The 24,924-nt window shown below is 48.1% G+C and carries 16 protein-coding genes; 3 read left to right on the top strand and 13 right to left on the bottom strand.

All coding sequences use genetic code 11. The annotated features are described in order from the left end of the window. Positions 1-57 precede the first annotated feature (57 nt). From ACESTD_RS14735 to ACESTD_RS14705, 7 genes are all read right to left on the bottom strand, one after another. Complete coding sequence (locus ACESTD_RS14735) at positions 58-2,220, bottom strand: glycoside hydrolase family 97 protein (protein ID WP_373158778.1); 2,163 nt, start codon at positions 2,218-2,220, stop codon at positions 58-60. 21 nt (positions 2,221-2,241) lie between these two features. Further along, positions 2,242-4,740, bottom strand: coding sequence for a glycoside hydrolase family 31 protein (locus ACESTD_RS14730; protein ID WP_005837231.1), 2,499 nt, complete (start codon positions 4,738-4,740; stop codon positions 2,242-2,244). Between the two features lie 34 nt (positions 4,741-4,774). After that, a complete protein-coding gene (locus tag ACESTD_RS14725) occupies positions 4,775-6,574 on the bottom strand; it encodes a glycoside hydrolase family 66 protein (RefSeq protein ID WP_005837232.1) in 1,800 nt (599 codons plus the stop codon). Positions 6,575-6,587: 13 nt separating this feature from the next. Further along, positions 6,588-8,084: a SusF/SusE family outer membrane protein gene (locus tag ACESTD_RS14720; RefSeq protein WP_005837233.1), complete on the bottom strand. Its 1,497-nt coding sequence runs from the start codon at positions 8,082-8,084 to the stop codon at positions 6,588-6,590. A 19-nt stretch (positions 8,085-8,103) separates the two neighbouring features. Beyond that, positions 8,104-9,594, bottom strand: coding sequence for a RagB/SusD family nutrient uptake outer membrane protein (locus ACESTD_RS14715; RefSeq protein WP_034523432.1), 1,491 nt, complete (start codon positions 9,592-9,594; stop codon positions 8,104-8,106). Positions 9,595-9,608: 14 nt separating this feature from the next. Then, positions 9,609-12,611 carry a TonB-dependent receptor gene (locus tag ACESTD_RS14710; RefSeq protein ID WP_117720830.1) on the bottom strand — a complete coding sequence of 1,001 codons (3,003 nt, stop codon included), beginning with the start codon at positions 12,609-12,611 and terminating at the stop codon, positions 9,609-9,611. 249 nt (positions 12,612-12,860) lie between these two features. After that, the gene (locus ACESTD_RS14705) at positions 12,861-14,519 is read right to left on the bottom strand and encodes a DUF6377 domain-containing protein (protein ID WP_008664452.1); all 1,659 of its coding nucleotides are present in this window, start codon (positions 14,517-14,519) and stop codon (positions 12,861-12,863) included. A 206-nt stretch (positions 14,520-14,725) separates the two neighbouring features. On the opposite strand from ACESTD_RS14705, the gene ACESTD_RS14700 reads away from it, so the two are divergent. From ACESTD_RS14700 to ACESTD_RS14690, 3 genes are all read left to right on the top strand, one after another. After that, positions 14,726-16,027, top strand: coding sequence for a GNAT family N-acetyltransferase (locus ACESTD_RS14700; RefSeq protein ID WP_005837239.1), 1,302 nt, complete (start codon positions 14,726-14,728; stop codon positions 16,025-16,027). Positions 16,028-16,062: 35 nt separating this feature from the next. After that, a complete protein-coding gene (locus tag ACESTD_RS14695; protein WP_005837242.1) occupies positions 16,063-16,530 on the top strand; it encodes a hypothetical protein in 468 nt (155 codons plus the stop codon). A 245-nt stretch (positions 16,531-16,775) separates the two neighbouring features. Next, on the top strand, positions 16,776-17,219 hold the full coding sequence (locus ACESTD_RS14690; protein WP_005827646.1) for an Hsp20/alpha crystallin family protein: 444 nt from the start codon (positions 16,776-16,778) through the stop codon (positions 17,217-17,219). A gap of 80 nt (positions 17,220-17,299) precedes the next feature. Here ACESTD_RS14690 and ACESTD_RS14685 read toward each other — a convergent pair whose 3' ends face one another. The 6 genes from ACESTD_RS14685 to ACESTD_RS14660 form a co-directional block, all read right to left on the bottom strand. Next, positions 17,300-18,436 (bottom strand): acyltransferase, encoded by a 1,137-nt coding sequence (locus ACESTD_RS14685; RefSeq protein WP_118696487.1) that lies wholly within the window; start codon positions 18,434-18,436, stop codon positions 17,300-17,302. Positions 18,437-18,749: 313 nt separating this feature from the next. Next, positions 18,750-19,865, bottom strand: coding sequence for an ABC transporter permease (locus ACESTD_RS14680; RefSeq protein ID WP_117703283.1), 1,116 nt, complete (start codon positions 19,863-19,865; stop codon positions 18,750-18,752). A gap of 112 nt (positions 19,866-19,977) precedes the next feature. Then, on the bottom strand, positions 19,978-21,081 hold the full coding sequence (locus tag ACESTD_RS14675) for an ABC transporter permease (protein ID WP_186905883.1): 1,104 nt from the start codon (positions 21,079-21,081) through the stop codon (positions 19,978-19,980). Positions 21,082-21,128: 47 nt separating this feature from the next. Next, positions 21,129-22,586 (bottom strand): ATP-binding cassette domain-containing protein, encoded by a 1,458-nt coding sequence (locus tag ACESTD_RS14670; protein ID WP_057281025.1) that lies wholly within the window; start codon positions 22,584-22,586, stop codon positions 21,129-21,131. Further along, complete coding sequence (locus tag ACESTD_RS14665) at positions 22,564-23,454, bottom strand: HlyD family secretion protein (RefSeq protein WP_005827632.1); 891 nt, start codon at positions 23,452-23,454, stop codon at positions 22,564-22,566. Before ACESTD_RS14665 ends, ACESTD_RS14670 begins: the two co-directional genes overlap by 23 nt. Positions 23,455-23,488: 34 nt before the next feature. Further along, complete coding sequence (locus tag ACESTD_RS14660) at positions 23,489-24,751, bottom strand: TolC family protein (protein ID WP_055288631.1); 1,263 nt, start codon at positions 24,749-24,751, stop codon at positions 23,489-23,491. Positions 24,752-24,924 lie beyond the last annotated feature (173 nt).

Here is a 24,924-nt window from a genome sequence, read left to right as displayed (position 1 = left end):
TTTAACTCCATAAGCTATGAATTTGGAGACAAAGATAATAATTTATAAATTTACCCCTCAGGTTTTTACATTGACCCCGGAAAGCCTCTTCAGTCCCTTCAATACAGATTTATCTTTCACCTCCATGATGCTGATGGCATAGCCGCCACCGGAAGCAGCTTTCAGTTTCAAGACCGTTTTGGGAGAAACGATACCTTCACGGATAACATAAGCTTGCGGATTTGTCTTATAATCGGCATCTTTTGCATCGGCATAGACGGTTGCAATATACTGCTTGTCTGCATCCAGGAAGTCCAGTTTCAGAGTTGAAGCATGTCCGTGCTCACTGCTGGTGCAACCGATAAACCAGTCATTCGTACCTTTTGCCTTACGGGCAACAGTGATGTAACGTCCCGGCTCAGCTTCCAGATAGCGGCTGTCGTCCCAATCCACAGCCACATCTTTGATGAACTGGAAAGCATCCATGAAACGCTCATAATTCTCAGGAAGGTCGGCAGCCATTTGTAGAGGGCTGTACATAGTGACATAAAGTGCCAGCTGACGCGCCAAGGTAGTATTGGCATGCGTATGGCTGTTCGGATTCAACTTATTGATGTCCATTTCAAAGATACCGGGCGTATAGTCCATCGGACCACCCTGCAAACGGGTAAACGGAAGTACCGTTGTGTGGAAGGGCTTGTTACCGGCAAAAGCCTCGTACTCCGTGCCTCGGGCAGATTCATTGCCTATCAGATTGGGATAGGTACGGCATAAACCGGTCGGACGTACCGCTTCATGGGCATTGACCATTATCTTGTGTTTGGCAGCTTCGGTCACGGCGTATAGGTAATGGTTGTTCATCCATTGTCCATAGTGATGCTCGCCACGGGGAATCATATTGCCTACGTAGCCACTCTTTACCGAATTATATCCATATTTATTCATCAGACGGTAGGCGGCCTCCATGTGCCGCTCATAGTTACGAACGGAAGCCGATGTTTCATGGTGCATCATCAGACGGACGCCCTTGGAATGGGCATATTCATTCAGATACTTGATGTCAAAATCGGGATAAGGAGTCACGAAATCGAAAACATAATCCTTGGAATTACCGAACCAGTCTTCCCAACCCGTATTCCAACCCTCCACCAATACCTGGTCAAAACCGTGTTCGGCAGCAAAGTCTATGTACTTCTTCACATTAGCCGTGTTGGCCGGATGAATGCCGTTCGGTTTCATCTTGGAATAGTCCATATCATCCAGTTTCACAGAAGGGAGGTCAAAAGTATATGCCCAGGGCTTTCCCCCTGCAATCATTTCCCACCATACGCCGACATATTTCACCGGCTTAATCCAGGAGGTATCATCATACTTGCAAGGCTCATTCAGATTGAGAATCAAATTGGAGGCCAGTATCTCGCGGGCATCATCACTGACTATGACCGTACGCCAGGGAGTATGGCAGGGAGACTGCATATACCCTTTATTTCCTTGGGCATCCGGAGTCAGCCAGGATTCAAAAACGAGGTTCTTGTCATCCAGGTTGAGATGCATGCAAGAGTAGTCTACCAAGGCTGCCTCGTGCAGGTTAAGGTACACTCCATCAGCTGTTTTAAGCTGTATGGAAGTCTGGACACCCGTCGGCGAAAAGACAGTTTGTGACGCATTGTCACTCACAGCTCCCTGCAGCAGTCCACGGATTTCAGAGAGTTTGGACTCCGTGTAATCATATTCCTGGGTATCATAATCTCCCGGAATCCACCAGGCAGTATGGTCGCCGGTCATGGCAAACCGGGAATGCTCTTCCTTTATCACAAAATAAACCAGATTCTTCTGTTGCGGAAACTCATAACGGAATCCCACGCCGTCATCATATACCCGAAAACGGATATTCATAAAACGAGTGGTAGACGGTTGTTCAAGTTCTACCAGCAATTCGTTGTAGTGGTTGCGGATATCTTTTGTTTCCCCCCACACCGGTTGCCAGGTTTCATCGAAAGTGGAAGTAGAAGTCCTTACTACTTTGAAACCATCCATCAGGCTGGTAGCTCCTTTCAGTTCCAATCCCAACGTACTGGGATTGATGACAGGAGCCCCTTTATAATCCACCTGATAGGCTGGTCTCCCGTCTTTTGTCAGTTCAAAATCCAGCTTCACCATGCCCGAAGGGGATGAAATGCCTTCAGCATTCCCCGCCAGGGCAGAAAAAAGCAAAGCCGCGCTAAGTACAAATTTCTTCATAATAATGATATGTTTTTTGTGTTAATAGATAAACTCAATGATATGTTCCTTTCCATCATCCGGCAACCTCAGCAGGCAAGTCCCCAGCTTCTTGTCAGGACACCAGGCAGTTATCGTAAACTCTGTCTCCCGATTTTCTTCCAGCTTTCCGACATTCGTTTTCTTGATTTTCTGACCGTCCAGCAAAGCTGTTTTCGGCATCTGTTCCGTATAGATGCAGAACATCAGGTTTCGTTGGCCGGGTAAGCTATATTTCTCACCGGTCCGTGTACCTACTTTCAGCGTATAGCCTTTGTCGGTAGTCTGGCAAGTAATAGGAGTGCGCATGAACTCTCCACGCAAATATCCTAAATCAGTTCCTGCATCTTCATAAAGCGAGAAGGTAGTTTCACTGCCCGCTGCAGCAGGAAATATCTCAAACGTAACCGGATAGACCGGTTTCTCATCCGTATAGTTCATGACCGGCATTTGAGGTATGATACTTCCCTGCTTTACAAACATAGGAATAGTATTGAGGGGAGCATCCACCGTCATCCATTGCTCACCGCTATATGCTGTGTGTTTGTTGTTGTAGTCAATCCAAGTTCCTTCAGGAAGATACACATTCTTGTTTCGCGCTCCTTTCTTCACCACCGGAGCAACCAGCAGTTCGCTGCCAAACATGAACTGGGCATCCGTAGAGAACGTTTCCATATCTGCCGGATATTCCAGAAACATCGGTCGCATGAGAGGCAACCCCGTTTCGTGTGCTTCGCGGGCATACGTATAGATATAAGGCAAAAGACGATACTTCAATTCGATGGCTGCCTTGGCATTCTTCTCGGCCTCTTCGCCGAACAGCCACGGCTCCACAGCCACGTTGCCCTCATGATGAATGCGGCTCAGGGGATTGAAAGCGCCCATCTGTATCCACCGCGTATAAAGTTCAGCCATCGCAGGATAATCCTCTATATCTCCGCAATAACCGGTAATGTCACAAGTAGTAAAAGGAATAATTCCCAAACCGGCAGACAACAGTACCGGAATCTGATTGGCCATCTGTCCCCAACCCTGCGTCACGTCATCACCGTTTCCACAGTCACCGGTCCAGCCGAAAGTATAGCGTTGCAAGCCCGCAAAAGCGGCACGTGTCATCTGGAATACGCGACGGTCAGGATTCCTTTTCTCAAACTGCTCCTTCACCACTTTATCCCACGTAAGGCCATAAACATTGTGAATCTCATCATGCATGCCCAAATGGTGTTTCATCACCAGGCGTTCCGTCTGCTCCTCATTGCTCCAGGCAGGTTCACCCATATCAGTCCAGAAACCGGCAATACCATCATCAATGGGCTTCTGCTGATAAGCTCCCCACCAGTCTGCCACAGCAGGAAGGGTGAAGTCCACTACGCCACAATTACCGCCCCAGGGCCAGGGCATGTCATAACTCCTGCCGTTGGTGGAGTCCTTTACCAGATACCCTAACCTATCGGCTTCCTCCCATTGCCGCTTATTGGCTTGTGAAATGACCGGATCTTGCGAAACCACCACCTTGAAGCCCATATCCTTGAGGTCTGCAAGCATCTTTTTCGGATTCTCGTAGTTCCCTTTCCGCCACTCAAAATCCTGCAAATACTGTGTCCAGCCTATGTCCTGGTAAATAACATCACAAGGAATTCCGCGCTTACGATAGCCTTCAGCTATTTCATAAGACAATTTCTCGCTCGTCAGCAGTCCCCGGCATTGTGCAAAGCCCAATGCCCATTTAGGAGGCATTATGGGTTTTCCCGTCAGGTCGACATATTGTTTCATGATTTCCTTATAATCCTTCCCGAAGATGAAATAATAAATCATCTCTCCCCCAGGAGCCTCGAAACTGTAGTAATCGCGGCTTTCCGTACCAAACTTAAATTCGGTCTTATACGTATTGTCCAGGAAAATACCATAACGATAACTGCTCATAAAGAACGGAATACTCTTGTAGAGCGGGTCCTCAACGGTACTATAACAAGGCTTGTCACTGTTCCACATCTTGTAGGCTTCGCCGCGACGGTCCAGCTTGCCGGTCTTTTCTCCCAAGCCGAAGAAGTGTTCGTCACGACGGAGGGTCTTGTATTCCAATTTGCGCTGCCCGTTACTGATATGCCCCTTATCGGCATAATCACTGAACAGCAGTTTCTGATACTTGTCGAATATCTGTAAGTTAAACGGAGACTTGTTTACCCGGATACGGAGTTTAGGGGTAAAAATCTCGTAGCAGGCATTCTGTTCGTCCACATGGACGGTACCGACATCCTCCAGGTCCTCATTGACGACGGCAAAGGAAGGATTATTCCGCTGGAAACTACCGTCGGGAGAAAACCATATACGTACCGTAGACTGACTACACAGACGTAATTGTATGGCAGAACTGTCATTTAAATAGAAGGTCACACTCCGGTCGTCACTGGTATAGGAAGTGCAGTCTCCGGTGCGGTTCTGTGCATTCGCATATACTGAAAATGCACAGACGGCAAAAAATAAAAATATATATTTCTTCATTACTATAATTTGTTTGTTCCTTTATTGGATATTCTTATTCCATCACAAGCATGCTCCAGTACTTCAGCAAGGGCAAGGTAAAGGTAACCGTGCCGTCCTTCTGTTCGAATGCCAGTTCCTGCGAAGCACCGGCATGGAAATCGGGCGATGCAACCCATATCTTGTTCACTTTACCGGAAACATTCATCTTCAACGGCACGTCGGACACCAGACGCGGTTCGGGCATTGTTCCGTTCAGATCCCTCCAGCTTAAGTTATCCGCATTGAGGAAGTTGAGCAGATGAATGACTTGCCTGCCATTTACATTCTTGGCATATACAGTGATGGCAGACTTCTGCGGCGGCCATGCATTCAGAGAAAGATTCCGCGCAGCATCCGTACAGTTCAGAGAAACGGAAATCTCCGCCTCCGTATCTTTATCACGAAGCAGGTTCTGATAAGCCGTCATAAAGTCATAATAACGAATCATGGCTATTTTCAGTACATCGTTCATCTGCAAAGCCGTGCTTGGAAAGTACTCGCGGCATAGCATGTGGTCACCCAATTCCAAATGAGAGCCTCCCAAAGCAAATATCACAGCATCCGTCAGCAGCACACCCGGTGTATTGAACTCACCGGTACTGCTACCTGCCTTGTCATAGTTCATATATGCGGCAAACACCGTTTTCAAGGCATGGTTGCCATACTGGTCGTTCGCTTTGATAATGGTGTGCAGATCCTTGAAGCCTGCCTCATCGCCCCATACTTCATTATAAAGGAAATCCACTTTACCCGTACCAGCTATCTGGGAAGCTCCATAGCTGGAGACGGCATTCATCACCAAACGCTTGTCCGGATGCTTCTGTTTCATGGCTTCGATGAACGAAGCATATCCCTTAGGCAGATTTACCTTATTGCCATCATAGTCATAGCGGTCACCCCGGTTTCCCAGTTGGTCTATCTGATAACCGTCAAAGTCCAGATTGGCATAAACATCATCGTTTCTCTGGGCAATATATGCCTGCCATTCCGTATTGGCGGGATTGAGCAGGAAGATATTACTTTTCCAACTGGAGGGCAAGTCATGCGAATCCTTATCCATGCGTCCCGTGTTCTTGAATATGTACCATTCTTCCTTTACTCCGTCGGAAACGGCATCGTCCAAAGCTCCGAAACATAGATTGTAAAACATGGACTTCATGCCCAGGCTGTGTTGTGTAGAGATATACTTCTTCACTACCTCGGTATAGACCTCCCGGTTGGCAATGTCCTTATAGACCTCGTCCAGATGCTCACGCGTACCGCCCAACGGCCAATGATGCTTGTTGTGCCAATCCTGAAACTGTACCCCGTTAATGTGGCAACGGTTCAGGAAAGCCATCTCCTTCTCTATCACTCCATCCACCTTTTTCGAAGCATCAAAAGTGGCAACGAAACCATAACGTGGAAAACGTGTCCAGTCACTGGATACATCTACGGCAATAGTACCAAGAATAACCTCTGTTCCATTCTCTTTCGTACGGTACACATCCACCAGATAACCGGTATAATCGGTTGCCGGAGCAGTCCAAGTCCAAGTAGTACCGGCAGCAGCCTGCTCCGATACAACCTTGTCCATTGTCCGGTAGCGGATTTTAGCTCCGGCAGGAAGGGCGTCAGCTGTAAAAGAAACACTCTCGCCCGGCCGGTAACATGCCTTGTCGGTAGTGAGGTTGACCGTCAAGTCCGAGGTGACTGGGGTTACTTCCGTAACCCCTCCACTCTCTCCGCCTCCACCGGTACCGCTGCCGGTATCATCCTTGCTGCATGCAACCAGCAGCAAGGCTACCAGTGTTGTATAAACTATCTTCTTCATCTATTGTAGATACCTATTGTTTCACGATTGAAATTGTCTCTTCCAGCTGATTTAAAGTAATCAGATAGGAACCTGCTGTTGCAATCTTCCACTTCTGGTCGATGCCGCCTACCATCACGTCCAGATATTGCGCTTTGAACGCTTCGTCTGATTTATCAAGGAAAAGCATCGGTTCTGTTTCTCCTGCAGGCTGTTTGTCTGCTACAGCCGGCATGAACCAGGCTCCATTCCAATCTTCCTGCTTATCACAAGTAAATTTCAACTCACCGGCATTCAGCGTACCTTTCCAAGTAAACACATACGGATTATCCGTTGTCTGCATCGGCGTAGCATCACCAATCGTCCAACCGGCCGGAGTAGCATCACCTACCATATAAATCATCTCATACGGAGTAAATTCGCTCATCATCATGCGTTCCTTACCACTACGGATATCCATGCAAATCTTGTAGGCCTTGCCGCATTCCCCGTCTTTCAGCACCCATTTATTGTCCGGGTCGAACCCTTTCACAAACACCACTTCTGTATCGGTATAAGCAGCATCGGCATTCTTGGCCTTATACATGTTCTCCCAACTTCCATCGGAGGTTCCGAACTTGAATTCCCCTCCTTTGCCCACTTCAAAGAACTTGCCGAAGCGGAACAAGTATGGATCGAGCACATCTTGTTTCATCTTCACGAATCCCCAATCCGTAGCGTTACCCACAAAATAAAGCTGGTCGTAGGCAGGTGCCAACGTCTCTGTCTGGGTCAATGTAAGAACACCGGTAAACAGATTGGCCTCGACGATGTAATTATGGTCTTCTTCGACAACAAAAGGTTCATCCGGCTGGTCGTCACTGCTACGAAGAACCAGCAAGCCGTCTGTTCCTTTGTTGTAAGAGGGCAGGAATGAACCCAAGGTGGTGATGAACTTAAATTCACCGGCCACAAGCCGCCCCGTCCATGTAAAGATGCCGTTGTCCTTTCGGGTCATCTCCGTAGCATTATCGGCACTCCATCCACCCGGAGTGGCACTACCGATGAGATAAAGGGTGGATGTGAGCGGTTCATAGGCAGTAACACTGAAAGCAGTGGTAGACACCTGTTTTTCGTCCCGTTCTGTTACAGTAGCTGTCAAGCGCGCTTCCAACGAAATGTTCTCCCCGGCAGTTGCCCCAAAATGGTTGCGCAGGATGTCATTCAATTCCTCCACGCTCTTTTTCCATGAGTATTCTTGTACGGCATTCTCCACAGCTACATAAGAATCTGCAAAATCACTGCCGGTCTTGGTCAATTCCAGCGTATAGGAAATTTTATTACCCGTCCCATAATTGGTTCCCGTAGTCCAGGAAAGCTCCAGGGCATCATCGGCATGTGCCTGCTCATTCAAAACAACTTCCGTCTTGCTGGCCGTCAGTACAAGTTCATTCTGTCCTTTATCCAATTCCATGTAATCATCATCTACACAAGCAGATAAGGCTGCACAGCCCAGTAAGGCAAATACAAGGTGTGAAATATATTTCTTCATATTCTTCTGATTAAATTAATTAATAACCCGGGTTCTGCACCATTAAGGTATTAGCATCCATCTCCGTCTGCGGAATAGGGAACAGCAAGCGGTTCTTGTTCACGTTGCTCTTTCCAATGGAATGCAGGAATTTAATGGCATACTCTCCATTGTTGACACGAATCATGTCGAACCAGCGATGCCCTTCGAAAGCTAGTTCCATGCGGCGCTCATGGATAATCTTTTCACGCATGGTTTCCTGTGACAAGCCCGAAACCTCCGGCAGTCCGGCACGCTTACGTACAATATTCAAAGGCACGGCAGCCTGGTCAGGGCGTCCCATTTCATTCAAAGCTTCGGCCTTCTTCAGCAGGACGTCCGCATAACGATAAATCACGAAGTTGGCAGGATTGGTATTGTATTCCGGAGAAACCGTTTTCGACACCAGAAACTTGCGTACATTGTATCCCGTATTGGAATAAGAGCTTTTGTAAGCCTTACCGTCAAAATCTGGACATCCGGCATAAAGCACGGTCAAATCCTTACGTTTGTCACCGCTCTCATATTGACCCACAAATTCTTTTGTAGGCTGGTTCCAGCCATAACTGCCGGCAACAAAGTCCGAATTACGGGGACCCATGAAAGTAGAAAGCCAGGAAGACTGCGGATTGTTTCCCCAAAAATCATATTCCGTATTGCCCGAATACTGGACCTCGAACAAAGATTCCGGCCCGTTATTGACCAATGCATCGAAATTATCCTCATACTTGCAGGAAGAAAGGTCATACCCCAAATTTGTTATCTCATCACACAAATCAGACACCTCCTGATAATATTCCGTATGATTAGGAGCCAGCGTCAGATAAATATCTGCCAACATGGCTAAAGCTGCATCTTTGCAGGCACGTCCCACGTTCTCGTCGTCGTAAGAAGACTTGGCAGGAAGCAGGTCAACCGCATTCTTACAATCGGAAATTATCTGGGCATAAGTCTCTTCGACTGTAGCGCGTGCAATGTCTGTCGGTTCTCCCGGATTATAAGGAGCCAAACGCAGTGGAACACCACCGTACAGACGTACCAATACATAGTAATAATGTGCACGGAGAAAATAAGCCTCTCCCAGACAGCGGTTCTTGATTCTCTCTGACACGGCTTCAGCCTCCAGAAGACTATTCAACACAATGTTGCATTGTCCTATCCCCACCCAGGGAGAACGCCACATGTACAATGCCATGCCATTGTCGCTCTGCGTTATGAAGTTAGAAGCTTGTATCGTTTCAAGGCCGTCGGTACCGCCACCGGCACCCACCAAACTGTTACCCGCCACAATATCCAGTGTCCAGATACGCTGGTTGTACATATTGGAAGACTGAAGGGTGCGATAGCAGGCATTGGTCAGAGCAATGGCCACATCATCGGTCACCGTCGTTTCCGGGTCAACCGTATTTTTAGGAGACTTGTCCAGAAAGTCGTTGCAGGAAGCCAGCAGCAATACTGCCAGCATATATAGTAAATTTGTTATCTTTTTCATATCCGAGTCAATCATTAAAAGTTAAAGTTTAATCCTAAGCTGAACGTACGGGAAATGGGGTAACGGTTCTGGTCTATTCCGTTAATACCCACTTCAGGGTCGAAACCGGAATATCCGGTGATGGTAGCCACATTCTCACAAGATAGGGAAAGGCGTGCATTCTCAATCTGGGCTTTCTGTAACCACTGCTTCGGGAAAGTGTATGAGAGTGTGATATTCTTCAAACGCAGATAAGAACCATTCTCCACAAAGCGGTCTGACACGCGTGTATTCTGATTGGGGTCGCCGAACACGGCACGCGGCATCGAATTGCTGGTCCCCTCTCCTTGCCAACGCTTCAGTACGTCGGTAGTCTGGTTATAGGCAGCTGCCATACCGGTATTGTCGATATTGTTGGCATTGTATATCTTATTTCCGGCTATACCTTGTAAGAAAACAGAAAGTTCGAAACCCTTATAGGAAAGGCTATTGTTCATGGAGAACAGCCAACTTGGGTTCGGGTTACCGATGACGGTACGGTCACTATCATTGATGACACCATCGTTGTTCAAATCCCTGAAACGGATATCACCCGGCTCAGCTCCCGGCTGCACGGCATGTGTATTCACTTCAGACTGGTTCTGGAAGATTCCGTCCGTAACATAGCCGTAGAAGACATTAATGGGATAGTCCTTTGCCAGCATCGTTACATAGGAGTTATTGATTTGGTTAATGTAATAAGGAACGTCGCTGTTCAAATCCTTGATTTTATTCTTGTTGTAAGTGGCGGTCAGATTCGTTTCCCATCCCAGTTCACCGGTCAGGTTGATGGTATGCAGGCTCATTTCAATACCCTGATTACGTACTTTTCCGGCATTGGTGTATGTGGTTGTCGTGTCTTCAAATCCCGATGTGATGGGGATAGAAGCCTTCACCAACATGTCTCTCGTCTCCTTCAGATAAGCATCGAACGAGAACATGACGCGTGAATTGAACAGTGAGGCGTCAAAACCGATGTTGGTTTGTGCCACTTCTTCCCAATGGATATATGGGTTGGCAAGGGTAGAAGAAACCAGCGCTGTCTGATTGCCGTTTGAAATACCGAAAGGATATACGCTGGTATTGTAGGATGCCAGATAACTGTAGTTCCCGACGCTTGCCTGGCTACCGGTCACACCGTATCCGGCACGTACTTTCAGGTCATTGACATAGTCGTTCTTGGGGAACCACTTTTCCTGAGAGGCACGCCATGCCACCGATACGGAAGGGAAAGTACCCCAGCGATGTTTCTTGCCGAAACGGCTGGAACCGTCACGACGGATGGTTGCCGTCAGCAAATAGCGGTCTTCGTAGGAGTAGTTGACACGTGCCATGTAAGAGAGCAACGCCCACTCCGTCTCGTTTCCGCCGATGGCATACATTTCCTCGCCATTATCCATTTCGTGCACATTGTCGAACATGAACACGTTCTTCTGCGCATTCAGGTAGTCGTGGGTGTTCCACTGGGCAGACATACCGGCCATCAGTCCCACGCGATGCTTTTCTGCAAAAGTGTGGTCGAATAGGAAATAGTTGTCCCACAGATAGGTGAACGACTTGTTGTCGCTCTTATAACGTGAAGTCTCTTCTGTCGGAGTGGGCTTCCAGTCATACTTGGGGGTAAAGTTGTCCATGAACCAGAATTTGGCATCGTAACCGAAGGTACTTTTAAATTTAAGCCATTTGGTAAAGGCAAGTTCCGCCGTCAGGTTGGCAAGGAAGTTGTATCCGTTGGTCTGCCCCTGGTTCAATTCCGTCGGTCCGATAGGATTGCGCGTACTCCCATACCATTCCGAATTGCCCTCAGGGCCACTCCAGCTGCCATCTTCATTCTTCACCGGATAGATGGGGAGCGCTTTCAACGCATCACCTATGCTATAACTGCCGGACTTCTTCGTATCGGCACTAAAGGTTATGTTATTGGAGAACTTCAACCATTTCAGGACTTGTGCGTCACTGTTGGACTGGAACGTGAAACGACGGTAGTTCACACTCTTCACGATGCCCGACTGATCCAGAAAACCACCGGAGACATAATAATGGGATTTCTCGTTACCGCCGGAATAACTTACCGTATAGTTCTGCATCACACCCGTACGGAGCAATTCATCCATCCAGTCGGTACCTGCACCCAATTCAGAAGGATTGGCCCATTCCGGATTAGGATTGCGTCCACTGTTCACCATCATGTCATTACTCAACTCGGCATACTGCGCCGCGTTCAATAAAGAAGGTACGTTCGTAGCATTCTGGAAAGAGTAATTGGCAGATACAGCAAGTTTTCCTTTTCCTTCCGTACCGCGTTTGGTGGTAATCATCACAACTCCATTAGCTCCCCGGGAACCGTAGATGGCTGTGGCCGAAGCATCCTTCAATACATCCAAACGTTCCACATCGGCCATATTTAAGGAAGACAAGCCCAAGTCGGTAGGCACTCCGTCAATCACGACCAGCGGGTCGCAGTTGTTGATAGAACCCAAACCACGAATCTTGATGGATACATTGTCTCCCGGTTTACCGGCATCTACAATCTGCACACCTGAGATTTTTCCCTGGATGGCTTGTCCCAAATTGGATACGGGGGAATCCTTGATATCCTTGTTACCGATGGAGGACACTGCTCCTGTAAGGTCGCTTTTCTTCATGGTGCCATACCCTATCACCACCACTTCATCCAGCATTTCGGCATCTTCAGACAAAACTACCTGAAGCTGTTTCTGTCCCTTCACCTGCACCTCTTGAGTCTTATAGCCTACAAATGAAACGACAAGAGTACCGTTCGGAGACATGTTCAAAGAGAAATCACCGTCAATACCGGTTATTGTCCCATTTGTGGTTCCTTTTTCCATTACACTGGCGCCAATAACCGTTTCACCGGTCTGGTCTTTCACTACACCTTGTACTGTAATTTGCTGTGCGAACATGCACATCGGAAGTAACATTCCTATCAGACAAACCATCATCCGTAGCCTGCTGATTGGCATTTTGTACTTTTGCATAATATAAGAATTTAAAGTTAATAATAAAAACATAAATCACATGTGTCACTCTTTCCGAAGAGGAACAATGCAAATGTATCAGATAAGAGAAGCCAATAGTGGAGGAAAGAGTAAAAAAGTAGTGGTTTACATCATTCAAAAAGGCTTAAACCACTATATACCAATAATATATAAAATTATTACCCAACTAAAAAAGTAGTGAAAATATAAGCGTAAAAGAGACACTTCCAAGCTTCAAAACCCCTATTCTCAGTTCTTCGACTTGCCAATTGTCATCACTTCCTGTTCCAACAAGTCGCGGTCACCGGCAGCCTTGTTGCGAACCTTCGTACGATAGTTATAAATGGTGGTAACAGAATACCGAAGGAACTGGGCTATCTTCACGCTGTCAGTAATACCCAAACGTATCAATGCAAAGATGCGCAACTCTGTATTCATCCGTTCGCCGGCTTTCAAGGATATTTGCTCATCATCGGCAAGCAGGGCATTGAAGTCTTCTACAAAAGTAGGAAACAGCTGCAGGAAGGTATTATCAAAGTTGGTATAGAATTCCTTTAATTCCCCCTCTATGAATTTAGAAGACTTGATGTTCTTGTAGAGTTCCTCCACATTTCCGGTAGCGGCAATCTTTCCCAGCGACCGGCGGTAATTGTCCATCTTTTCCAAATAGACCGAGCACTGGTCCATATAACGGCCGATATACTCCTCCTTCAGATAGGAGTTTTCGGCAATGCTGTGGTTGGCCTCCTTGAGTTGTGCATTGGAAAGGTGAAGCTCATCATTCAGCTCCTTCAACCGTTTGTTGGCGTCAATCACTTCCCTGCGGGCGGCAGCCACTTTCTTCATCTGCTTGTATACATAAAATATGGCAAGCAACAGAAAAAGTGAAAGCAGGCTGATAGATACCAGTGCCCATTTCATCTGCTCCTGCTGCTTCTCCGTCTTTTGCTGGTAAGCATCATTAATGATAGGAAAGATTTCCAGAATCTCCAGCTTGCGTAACCGGGCATTGCAGGCGGCTGCATCTTCCATACATATCTTTACATAAGAATAGGCACGCTCGATGTCTCCTTCCTGGTAAAGCAGTACGGCGAGCTTGCGTAAAGAGATATATTCACGGACAGCGGTTTTCATATCCGCCATAGCAGAAACAATCAGGTATTCCTTTTCCTTCTCTTTGTCCCCTTTCAGCCGGTAAGACTCTGATAAAGTATAGGCACAAATCGCAACGTCGTGTTCATAGTCCTTCTGCAGCGCCAGATAATCCGTCAGCAAACGGATGGCCTTGTCATATTCATTGCGTACATTATACTGGTCGGACTGAATCAAGGTATGTATCAGAAGATTATCTTTATTGACCAACAGCAACGAATCACGATATTTGTCCGTAAGCTCCGTATAAAGCTTCTTTTCATATGCCGTCACGGCATAATCGGCCATAAGGCCATAGACCGTACGGTAGATATGGTAATAATATGGATGGATATCCACCGGTAACCGGTCTATATGGATATTCCGCATCAAATCCATAACTTCCTTATACATACCGGTCATTCCCAAAACATCTGCTTTATTCATGCGGGCATTGTCTATGTATTCCCGGTTTCCAAGACGTATGGCTATCTGTTCCCTTTCCTCGGCCATGTGCAATGCAGAATCCGTATTGAACGAACGGTACTCATCCAGCAATGTGCCAAGAATGGCAAAACGTTCTTCATCCGGTATCTGCCGATGCAACTGTCTTTTCAATTCCACCAGTTTCAGCTCCTTCTGCTCCATATATATGGGACGCTCCTTTATCGCCTGGTCCAGTTTCAGCAGCAAAGAATCCGCCCGGCTGCTGTCTGCAGCATGAAGGCGGCACATACAGATGGTACAAAGACACAAGAATATGATTATATTTTTCATCCGGCTTTCCGATTAGTTAAAGGCAATACTTTTTGAGAATCCTCATGCAAAAGTAATTAAAATACCATAAAAACCTATTCTACTATCATTAAAAGCTCGAAAGCAGAGTGATAAAAAGGCATACTGCAAGCAAAAGAATCAAAATATTGAATTACCTTTACGGAAAATCCAAAGAAAGACCATATCATAAATATCATCCGAGCATCATGGATATACACACATTTATTGCCAATTATCAGGAAGCTTTCGGCCAACACGCCGAACTCCCCATCGCCTTTTGGTATTCAGACCGAATGGGGGCATCTACAGAGAAAGTAACCGGTTGTCTCTTCAAATGCATGAAACAAGTCAGAGACGGCAAAATCGTCAGTCTCAGCAACGAAACAATTACCTGCGGAGGAGGCAAGTTCTATACCGGATTTACTGAAATGCCCGAGCGCGTCCCGGGGTTTGTCTCCTTGAAAGAGAAATACAAGAAGACTCCCGAAATGGTGGTAGATTTTGTCAATGAGCTACAGATTTCCAGAACTGACAAAGCCTATCTGCATTTTGCCCGCATAGACAAGATACCTTCCTTTGATGAAGTGGAAGGACTGCTGTTCCTGCCAACTCCCGACATTCTATCCGGACTGGCGACATGGACCTTCTTCGACAACAATGCATCGGATGCCGTGGCAGCCCCATTCGGCTCCGGCTGTTGCTCCGTCATTACCCAAACCATCATTGAAAACCGGAAACAAGGGAAACGTACTTTCCTGGGATTCTTCGACCCCTCCGTCCGCCCATACTTCGAAGCGGACTTATTGAGCTTCACTATCCCCATGTCCCGGTTCAAGGAGATGTATCACACCATGCGCGAAAGCTGTCTGTTCGATACACATGCCTGGGGAAAAATCAAGGAAAGGATACAGCTGTCCCAATCAGGAGACGTACATATCCTCCCCTCTCCCATTTCCTTCCCCATCCTTCCGGACATTTATCTGCAGGAAATCAGAATAGAAGATGCCGCAGCCATCTACCATGCCATCGACACACACCGGGACTACTTAAGAACATGGCTGCCATTTGTGGATAATATGCGCACAATAGCTGATGAAGAAGCTTTTTTACGTCAGGTACTATCTGCTCCTGCCGAACGAAATGAACCTATATTCGGTATTTGGAACCAGCAGCATGAAATCTGCGGACTGATAGGTTTCCATTTCTCCGATTTCGACAACCACCGTACAGAACTCGGCTATTGGCTACTGCCGGAATACCAGCACCGGGGCATCATTACTGAAAGTGTCCGCAAGCTGTGTCTGTGGGCCGTACAAGAAAAAGAGATAAAGCGGATACAAATTCGCTGTGCCGTGGGCAATGCAGCCAGCAACGCAGTACCGGTTCGCCTCGGTTTCATCCATGAGGGAACAGAACGTTGCGGAGAACTGCTGGCTTCTGGAGAATATACAGACATACATATATACAGCATCTTGAAAGAAGAAGTGCTGGCCAACCTCAAACGATAAAATATCAAATTATATATCAACTATTGAAATTATACATGGAACAACAACCTCATCTCAATGACCACAACAAGCAGGAGTACCCTCCTATGCATACAACGGAGCACATCATCAACCAAACCATGGTAAGGTTATTCGGTTGCGGCCGCTCCATATCAGCACACATAGAACGAAAGAAGAGCAAGCTGGACTATCGTCTTGCCGCCTGCCCCACGGAAGAAGAAATAAAGAAGCTGGAAGAGGCCGTAAACGAGGTAATCGCCCGACAGCTGCCCGTCACAACAGAATTCATTACGCAAGAGGAAGCGCAAGGACGTTTCGACTTGGAACGCCTGCCCGATGGTGCTTCGGAAACGGTACGTGTCGTGAAAGTAGGCGATTACGACGAATGCCTCTGCATCGGAGTACATGTGGAGAATACATCAGAAATCGGAACCTTCAAAATCATCAGTCACGATTGGGACGAAGAAGCCAAGCGTTGGAGAATGCGTTTTAAATTAGTCTGAAAATCTATCAATTTTAAATAAATAAGATAGCAAAATGGCATTAAACAAGCAAATAAGTCAGTTTTTCAATGACAAATAGTCAATAAAGTCAGTAAAAACTGGTTGGCATAAGGTTTGCAATATTGTTAGCGAACGACGGTTCAAGAAACGGATGGTGAAAACCCAAAAGGCAGACACCCGAAGACAAAGAACCGGAGTTCAAAACTAAACAGCATGTTTAACTTAAACAATAGGAGACTATAACTATGATGCCTGTAAGAAGAAACCAAAATTGGTTACCGAGTATTTTTAATGATTTCTTTGACAATGATTGGATGGTAAAAGCAAATGCCACCGCCCCTGCCATCAACGTATTCGAAACAGCAAAAGAGTACAAAGTTGAATTGGCTGCTCCCGGTATGACAAAAGAAGACTTCAACGTTCACATCGATGAAGAAAACAATCTGGTCATCAGCATGGAAAAGAAAACAGAAAGCAAGGAAGAGAACAACAAGGACGAAAAGAAGGAAGGCCGCTACTTGCGCCGCGAATTCTCATACACCAAGTTCCAGCAAACCATGATTCTTCCGGACGATGTCGATAAGGAAAAGATTGGCGCCCATGTAGAAAACGGCGTGTTGAACATTACATTGCCTAAGTTTACAGAAGCAGAAAAAGAAAAGGCCAAGAAATTCATCGACGTAAAATAACGCCCGGCCATTAAAAAGAAAATCTCCCGCTGCACAAGATAATGCAACGGGAGATTTTTTATATCCATAGCCATACGGAACTATTTCTTCTTCCCTTTCAGAAAACGGTCTGTCAGCCACTTGCGCACCGGTTCGTCGTATAGTTTCAAACAAGCATAAGCAAGGACAACAGCTCCCACGAAAGTAAGTATCATATAAGGGATACCTTCTGCCATTGTAGCGTTATTGTTGCATACCCAAGCCGTATAAGTGTATACCAGCGGATAATGGGTGATATAAATCGGATAGGAAATATCCCCCAGGAACTTGCATACGGCAGTAGAGCGCTTACCGGTCACCTTGCCGCCGGCTCCCATCGAAACAATGACCGGGAAGATGCAGATAATACAGAAAGCCTCGTAAAGCCCGTTCATCCAGTAACCATCCTCACCTCCGATACGGGGAATGGAAAGAACCACCACAATCAGCAGGCTGCACCACCAGAAAGCACGCTTTTCAAGCCGTATCAGCCAGCCGAGGCGTGACAGAAGCAATCCGCCGAAGAACGGATACATCAGCCGGACCATACCCACATACTGCTGTTCCCAGTTCAAGGCCCAACCACCCACAATATCGCCGGCAGGAGCAGTCAGACAACGGTATACCGTAAAACACCCTGCCACAAATACCAGCACCGACAGGGCCACCTTATTGAACTTGCGTACAAACAACGCATACAGGATATTACCGATATATTCATAATAGAGCGACCATGCCGGGCCATTCAACGGATGCATTTCCGTCCAGCCGCGAATGTCGAACTTCAGCGGAAGAGGAAGCAAGGTACAGCCCAGCAACATCACCAGCAGCATTGTTCCGATGGACGTATTCTCGATAGGTGGAAAACAAGGCGACTCCTGAAAATAGAAAAAGGCAGCGCCCACAATGCTTCCCATAATCACCATAGGATGCAGGCGGATGATACGGCGTTTGAAGAAAGTGCCCACGGTCATCCGGTTCCAACGGTCATCATAAGCATAGCCGATAACAAAACCGGAAAGCATGAAGAAGAAATCCACTGCCAGATAACCATGATTGATAATTTGAGTAAGATGGCTGCCACCTGCATGTGCTTCAAAAAGATGGAAGATAATAACCATGACAGCCGCCACGCCACGAAGTCCGTCAAGAATCTCATAATGCGGTTTCGAGGCAAGATAAGTAGTCTGTGTATTCATTTTGGTATAAGATATTTATTTATTCGCGTGCAAAGATAAGAGTTTTTTCCAATAAGGGAACTGATAAATATCATATAAACTCTATCAATCAATTACTAAGCAAAACAGATATTTTTCATCATTAGATACATATCACTACTTGCACCCTTTTTTCCGCACAAAAAACAGCTTTTATTATCCATAATAAAAGGGCTACACCTTTTCCTCCTCATGGTGTAGCCTTAAACACAAAAGGGTGTAGCTATCCAAGGCAAATGGTGTAGCCCTTCTTCAAAAAAGAGAGCCAAATAGGATAATAATAAAGAAAAATCAGTTAACTACTTTTCTTATAACTTTTTACCGCCCACAGATTGAAGACCAATGCAAAGACCAACACGGCTCCCAGTTGCGGAAGCAGTTCGGCAAATCCGCCACCACGGAGATAGATGGTACGCATCACCTCCACAAAATAGCGTAGCGGATTGATGCACGTAATCCATTGCGCCCACTCAGGCATACTGTGGATAGGGGTGAAAAGACCACTCATCAGAATAAGGATAAGCATGAAGAACCACATGACAAACATGGCCTGCTGCAACGTGGTCGAATGATTGGATATGACCAGCCCGAACCCCGACACCACCGGTAGAAAAAACAGCGCCATGCCGTAGATAGTGAGGAAATGTCCCGCCGGCAGAATGCCGTAAAGTACCCATGCCAGAACGAAACAGATGGTCAGCACCACAAAACCTATCAGCCAGTAAGGTATCAGCTTGGCGGCAATGAAAGTGAACTTGCCGACGGGGGTGACATTTATCTGCTCGATGGTGCCCGCCTCCTTCTCGCCCACCACATTGAGGGCAGGGAGAAAACCGCAAATCAGCGTCAGCAGCATTACCATGAGGGCAGGAATCATGAAAAGCTTGTAGTTCAGCGTGGGGTTGTAAAGGTTCTGCGTAGTGATGTCCACCCGGGGAAGCGGCTTCCCGGCAAGCCCTTGCGAAGACGACTCCGAACCCAGTTCACGGGTATAGTCACTGATGATGGAAGACAAGTAGGATCCTCCCAGACTGCCCTTCGTGCCGTTCACGGCATTGGCCGCCACCAGCAGACGAGGCGCCTCTCCCTTCACCCAATCCTTTTCGAAATCACGGGGAATCTCCAGCACGACATCTGCCGAACCTGCTTCAATGGCCAGCAAAGCCTCATCGTATGTATCGGGAAGCGCTGTCAGGCAGAAATAAGTGGATGCACCGATTTTATCTACCAGACGGCGAGACAAGACGCTGTGGTCATTGTCCACTATATTCAGATTGATGTTCTTTATCTCCAGATTGGCGGCCCAGGGCATCAGTATCATAATCATGCACGGGAAAATGAAAATCAGCTTGGGCAGGAAGGAGTTGCGGAACAACTGCTTGAATTCCTTTTCAATGAGAAACTTTATCATAAGACGATATTTTAAAGATTTTAGACATAAGAACAAAAGAACAGATTTCCCGTATCCTTTTGTCCTTATGTTCTTCTGCCTGAATAATTAATATAAAATTCATATCCGCTCTTTACTCAAGCCGATGCTTGAATTTCTTGAAACTCACCGTTATCAGCAATACCGCCATCGTGGCAAGTATGCCGACCTCCATCAGCACAAGCGAAACATCCACTCCCTCAATCATCAGCTTACGCACCGCCTGGATATACCAGCGTGCAGGAAGCACAGCTGAAATGGCCTGCAGGATAACGGGCATACTCTCAATGGGGAATATCATGCCCGAAAGCAACATGGTGGGCATCATCAGCATCAGTCCGGACACCAGCATAGCGGCAACCTGCGTCCGGGTGACCGTGGAAATCAGCAGCCCCAGCGCCAGGGAGACAAAGATGAATAGCAGCGACACCACCACCAGCCAGAACAAGCTGCCCGCCACGGGAACATCGAGCACATAGACCGAAAGCAGAAGAATGGTGGTCAAGTTGACAAACGACAGCACAAAATAGGGCACCGCCTTTGCCAGAATGATGAAAAGCGGTTTGACGGGAGAAACCAGCAGGACCTCCATCGTCCCCGTCTCCTTCTCGCGCACAATGGAGATGGAGGTCATCATGGCGCAAATCAGCATCAGAATAAGCCCCATGACACCCGGCACGAAGTTGTAGGCACTCTTCATCTGCGGATTGTACAGCAACTTGAGCTGGGGTACGATGGCAGCGGCATGCACTCCCGGCGGAAGCATCTCCTGCCCGGCAGAGGAAATGATGTTTGCGGCATAGCCTGCCTGCATAGTCGCCATATTGGGGTCTGTGGCGTCGGAGACAAGCTGCACGCGCGCCTCGCCGGTATAAAGCTTGTCCGAGAAACGCTCGCTGAAAACAAGCGCCATGTCAATCTCCCCTCTTCCGAAAGAAGCCTCCATATCGGCGGGAGAATACAGGCGGCGGATGACGGTGAAGTATTCGCTTGCATCCATGCGGTCGATGATACGGCGGGTAACTACGTCATTCGACGGGTCGAGCACCGCCACACGCACGTTCTTCACCTCGGTGGTGATGGCAAAACCGAAAAGGATTATCTGCACGATGGGCATGCCCAGCAGAATCAGCATCGTGCGCCGGTCGCGGAAGATATGGAAGAACTCTTTTCGGATGAAAGATATGAATTGTTTCATTGTCTATATTTATATTTAGGCTCGGATAATGCGGATTTCACGGATTTTCAGTCGGCGGTTCGCACAGCTTGACGAGCCAGTTGTTGGAATACATCGTCCATCGTAGTGGCATTGAACTGCCGTTTCAGCTCCCCGGGAGTGTCGAGTGCACGGATGACGCCGTCTACCATGATGGAGATGCGGTCGCAATACTCCGCCTCGTCCATAAAGTGGGTGGTGACAAAGACGGTGATGCCCTCGTCGGCAGCCTGGTAAATCAGCTCCCAGAACTGGCGGCGCGTGGCAGGGTCCACCCCACCCGTAGGCTCATCCAGAAAGACAATCTTGGGACGGTGGAAGATGGAGACGGAGAAGGCTAGCTTCTGCTTCCAGCCCAGCGGAAGGCTTTTCACCAGTGTATCCCGTTCCTTTTCCAGCCCGAGGCGGAGGAGCAGCTCATCCGTCTTGGGGGCAATCTCCGCTTCGGGGATGCCGTAGATACCGGCAAAGAGGCGGATATTCTCCCACACCTTGAGGTCTTCGTAAAGGGAAAATTTCTGGCTCATGTAGCCGATGTTCTTCTTCACTTCTTCGGGTTGGGAAGCCACATCGAAACCTGCCACACATGCCTTGCCGCCGGTGGGGCGGCTAAGTCCCGTAAGCATGCGCATGGCGGTGGTCTTGCCTGCCCCGTTGGCTCCCAGGAAACCGAAAATCTCGCCCCGATGGACTTGGAAGGAGATGTGGTCTACAGCGGTGAAATTACCGAACCGCTTGGTCAACCCTTCCACTTCAATCACCTTGTTTTCGTGGTTTTCCACCCGTTCGTGCTGCAAGCCCGGAGGGCAGAGGATGCCCGCAAAGCGTGTCAGGATACGGTCGGGGGTATCGATGCCTTTTATCTCTCCTTCGTTGATGAAGGCGATGCGGTCGCATTGGCGCGCTTCGTCGATGATGGGGGTGGAAGCAATGATGGTGATACCCTGCTCCTTCAGTCGGCGAAGCATTCCCCAGAATTCCTTGCGGGACACGGGGTCGACGCCCGTAGTGGGTTCGTCCAGAAAGAGGACATCCGGTTTATGGATAAGGGCACAGCTAAGGGCGAGTTTCTGCTTCATGCCGCCGGACAACGCTCCGGCGCGGCGCTTGCGGAAAGGTTCTATCTGCCGGTAAATGTCGCGCACCAAATCATAATTCTCCTCGATGGTGGTGTGGAAGACGGTGGCGAAGAAATTGAGATTCTCCTCCACCGTCAAGTCCGGATAGAGGGAGAAGCGTCCGGGCATATACCCCACCCGCCTGCGGATGGCTTTGTAGTCCTTCACCACATCCAGACCGCAGACCGAAGCCGAGCCTCCGTCGGCAAGCAGCAAAGTGGTGAGGATGCGGAAAAGCGATGTCTTGCCCGCACCGTCCGGCCCGATGATGCCGAAAAGCTCACCGGGAGCCACTGACAGAGAGACACCCCGCAGGGCTTCCACGCCGCCGTAACGTTTGGAGATATTAGTTAAAGTTACAGCCTCCATACATTCCTATTTTCAGCATCCCGTCATTCTTCACGGCAATCTTTACAGCATAGACCAGATTGGCGCGCTCGTCTTTCGTCAGGATAGTTTTTGGAGTGAATTCGGACGTATCGGAAATCCAGGTGACGATGCCGGGGTATTCTTTCCGCACTTCCTTTCCATAATCCGCATAAACCTTCACTTGCTGCCCCAGCTTGATTTCGGCAAGCTGCTCGGAGGTGATGTAGGCACGGAGGTAAATCTGCTCCATATCCGCCACTTTGAAAAGAGGGGTGCCGGGAGCAGCCAGTTCTCCGGCTTCGGCATATTGGGCAAGGACGGTTCCCGTCAGCGGAGAGGTGATGTGGCATTTGCGCAACTGGTCTTCTATCTGCGCCACCTGGATGCCGACAGAGGAACTTTGCCACGTCAGGCTCCGGTCACTGTTGCGCAGGGTGGAGTTCTGTGCGTCGAGCTGCTTGCGGAGGACTTCGAGAAGGGACTCGGCATCATCCAGTTGCTTCTGGTTGGCGGCACCCACACGGAGCAGATTGGACACACGGTCGCGTTCGCGTCGAGCCTGCACAATCTGTTCCTGAGTGGCGGCTACTTGTTTCAGGATATCAGGCCGCTGGCCTTCCACGGACTTGACACTGGCCTCCAACTGGAGTTTCTTCAGATAGAGTTGGACGGTATCTATAATGCCTACTTCCTGCCCGTCTATCAGTGTCGTGCCTTCCTCGATGTCGAAACTCAGCAGTTTTCCGGACGCCTCGGCAGAAACGATAACTTCGGTAGCCTCGAACGTTCCCGTCGCATCATATTTCGGAGTACCGCCGGTACAGGCGGCAAGGAGAAATAAAAAAGGAAATAATTTCAATGATTTCATACTATTTCAAGTTATAAATTACGGATTATAGTCATTAATTGTTCAGCGTATATTTCAGCTGCCAGATGTTCATCAGCAACTGCACCTCATGCAATGCCTTGGTCTGTCGTGCCATACTTTCGTTGGTAATCTCCCGCAGCATATCGGTCACGGTCATTGTCCCGTTCTGCACCTTGGCCTCGGCTGCACGGCGGATATTCCCACGCAGACGGATAATCTCGTCATCATCCGCCATCTGGCGGCGCATGGATACAATGCCCGCATCCTGCTGCGTAGCCTGCAGGCGAATGTTGAAAAGGAACACATCCCGGCCGGTCTCTATCTGTTGGCGGGTATTGTCTATCCTGCGGCGGTCGTTCTTCAACGTATACAGACTGCCGAAATTCCAGGACATGCGCACCCCCGCCATGTAATAGGCGTTGAATTCATCTTTCAGCATATTCAATCCCGGATTGCCGTATGCCCCTTGTACAAAAAGGCCGAAACGCGGCATCAACCGGGTGTTCAAGGCTGCCTCCTGCTGGCGGAGTTGCTCTCCCTGCGCATCGTACCAACGAAGTTCGGGACGGTTGTTCATCTGCCGGTCTATGTTTTCTTCGGCAGCCGGTTTCAATAAAACCGTTTCGGAAGAGAGATCCTTGCCCGTAAAGGCAGCAAGCATGCTGAGGTATGCACGGCGGGTGGTCTCCAATTCCACACGGTGCTGCCTGGTGTTCAGTTGCTCTACGCTGACTGCATCCAGGTCGCTCGGGGTGGCGATGCCATTGGCTATATAGTCGGCTACCTGCTTGTGGGTTCTTCCTAAATCTTCTTGCAAGAGGCTGTTCTGTTTCAGCTGTTCGTCCAACAGCAGGATGCCGAAAAAGAGCTGGTTCACCCGGTCAGTCAAGGCATACATGTCTACATGCTGTTTTTCCAGTTCCACTTCCGAGGCGGCACGCGTCAATCGTTTTCTGGAACGTATATCCCCACCATCCCAGAGGGTCTGCTGCACTTCGAGCATCACCTGGTACTGGTCTTTCGAAGCAGTCTTGATGTCGAGATTAGGGATTTCGACCGGTAGCCGGGTGATGTCACTCTGGTACGTGGCCTTGCCGGATAGGGAAAACTGGGGCAAGTAACCTTTTCCGGCATTGGAGAGGTCGTACCCGCGTGCCTTTTCTATCAGTCCGTATTGCCTGACCAACGGATAATTGTCTTGCGCCCGGCGCTGGCACTCTTCCAACGTGAGCTGGGCATGTGCCAGCATGACGGCAAGAGAAAGGGTAAAAAAGAAAACGGTTCGTTTCATATCCATTCTGTTTCTTGTTTATTCTACATGGTTTTGTTCTATACACATGCAAAGATAAAGGCATAACCCTATAACCTTACAATCCATTTGTGCGCAAAGATGTTCTAATAGTACGACATTTCGTATAAAAAGACAAATAATAGGAACACTTTATTATCTTTGCGGTGGAAATATACATT

Origin of the sequence: Bacteroides sp. AR20, assembly GCF_964250605.1 — a bacterium.
GTDB classification, from domain to species: domain Bacteria; phylum Bacteroidota; class Bacteroidia; order Bacteroidales; family Bacteroidaceae; genus Bacteroides; species Bacteroides uniformis.
Note: the sequence above shows the minus strand (reverse complement) of the source record. Positions and strands in the feature narration are given on the sequence as shown.

Coding starts and splice junctions, on each gene's coding strand:
- ACESTD_RS14735 (WP_373158778.1), bottom strand. CDS start 2,220: ATGAAGAAATTTGTACTTAGCGCGGCTTTGCTTTTTTCTGCCCTGGCG.
- ACESTD_RS14730 (WP_005837231.1), bottom strand. CDS start 4,740: ATGAAGAAATATATATTTTTATTTTTTGCCGTCTGTGCATTTTCAGTA.
- ACESTD_RS14725 (WP_005837232.1), bottom strand. CDS start 6,574: ATGAAGAAGATAGTTTATACAACACTGGTAGCCTTGCTGCTGGTTGCA.
- ACESTD_RS14720 (WP_005837233.1), bottom strand. CDS start 8,084: ATGAAGAAATATATTTCACACCTTGTATTTGCCTTACTGGGCTGTGCA.
- ACESTD_RS14715 (WP_034523432.1), bottom strand. CDS start 9,594: ATGAAAAAGATAACAAATTTACTATATATGCTGGCAGTATTGCTGCTG.
- ACESTD_RS14710 (WP_117720830.1), bottom strand. CDS start 12,611: ATGCAAAAGTACAAAATGCCAATCAGCAGGCTACGGATGATGGTTTGT.
- ACESTD_RS14705 (WP_008664452.1), bottom strand. CDS start 14,519: ATGAAAAATATAATCATATTCTTGTGTCTTTGTACCATCTGTATGTGC.
- ACESTD_RS14700 (WP_005837239.1), top strand. CDS start 14,726: ATGGATATACACACATTTATTGCCAATTATCAGGAAGCTTTCGGCCAA.
- ACESTD_RS14695 (WP_005837242.1), top strand. CDS start 16,063: ATGGAACAACAACCTCATCTCAATGACCACAACAAGCAGGAGTACCCT.
- ACESTD_RS14690 (WP_005827646.1), top strand. CDS start 16,776: ATGATGCCTGTAAGAAGAAACCAAAATTGGTTACCGAGTATTTTTAAT.
- ACESTD_RS14685 (WP_118696487.1), bottom strand. CDS start 18,436: ATGAATACACAGACTACTTATCTTGCCTCGAAACCGCATTATGAGATT.
- ACESTD_RS14680 (WP_117703283.1), bottom strand. CDS start 19,865: ATGATAAAGTTTCTCATTGAAAAGGAATTCAAGCAGTTGTTCCGCAAC.
- ACESTD_RS14675 (WP_186905883.1), bottom strand. CDS start 21,081: ATGAAACAATTCATATCTTTCATCCGAAAAGAGTTCTTCCATATCTTC.
- ACESTD_RS14670 (WP_057281025.1), bottom strand. CDS start 22,586: ATGGAGGCTGTAACTTTAACTAATATCTCCAAACGTTACGGCGGCGTG.
- ACESTD_RS14665 (WP_005827632.1), bottom strand. CDS start 23,454: ATGAAATCATTGAAATTATTTCCTTTTTTATTTCTCCTTGCCGCCTGT.
- ACESTD_RS14660 (WP_055288631.1), bottom strand. CDS start 24,751: ATGGATATGAAACGAACCGTTTTCTTTTTTACCCTTTCTCTTGCCGTC.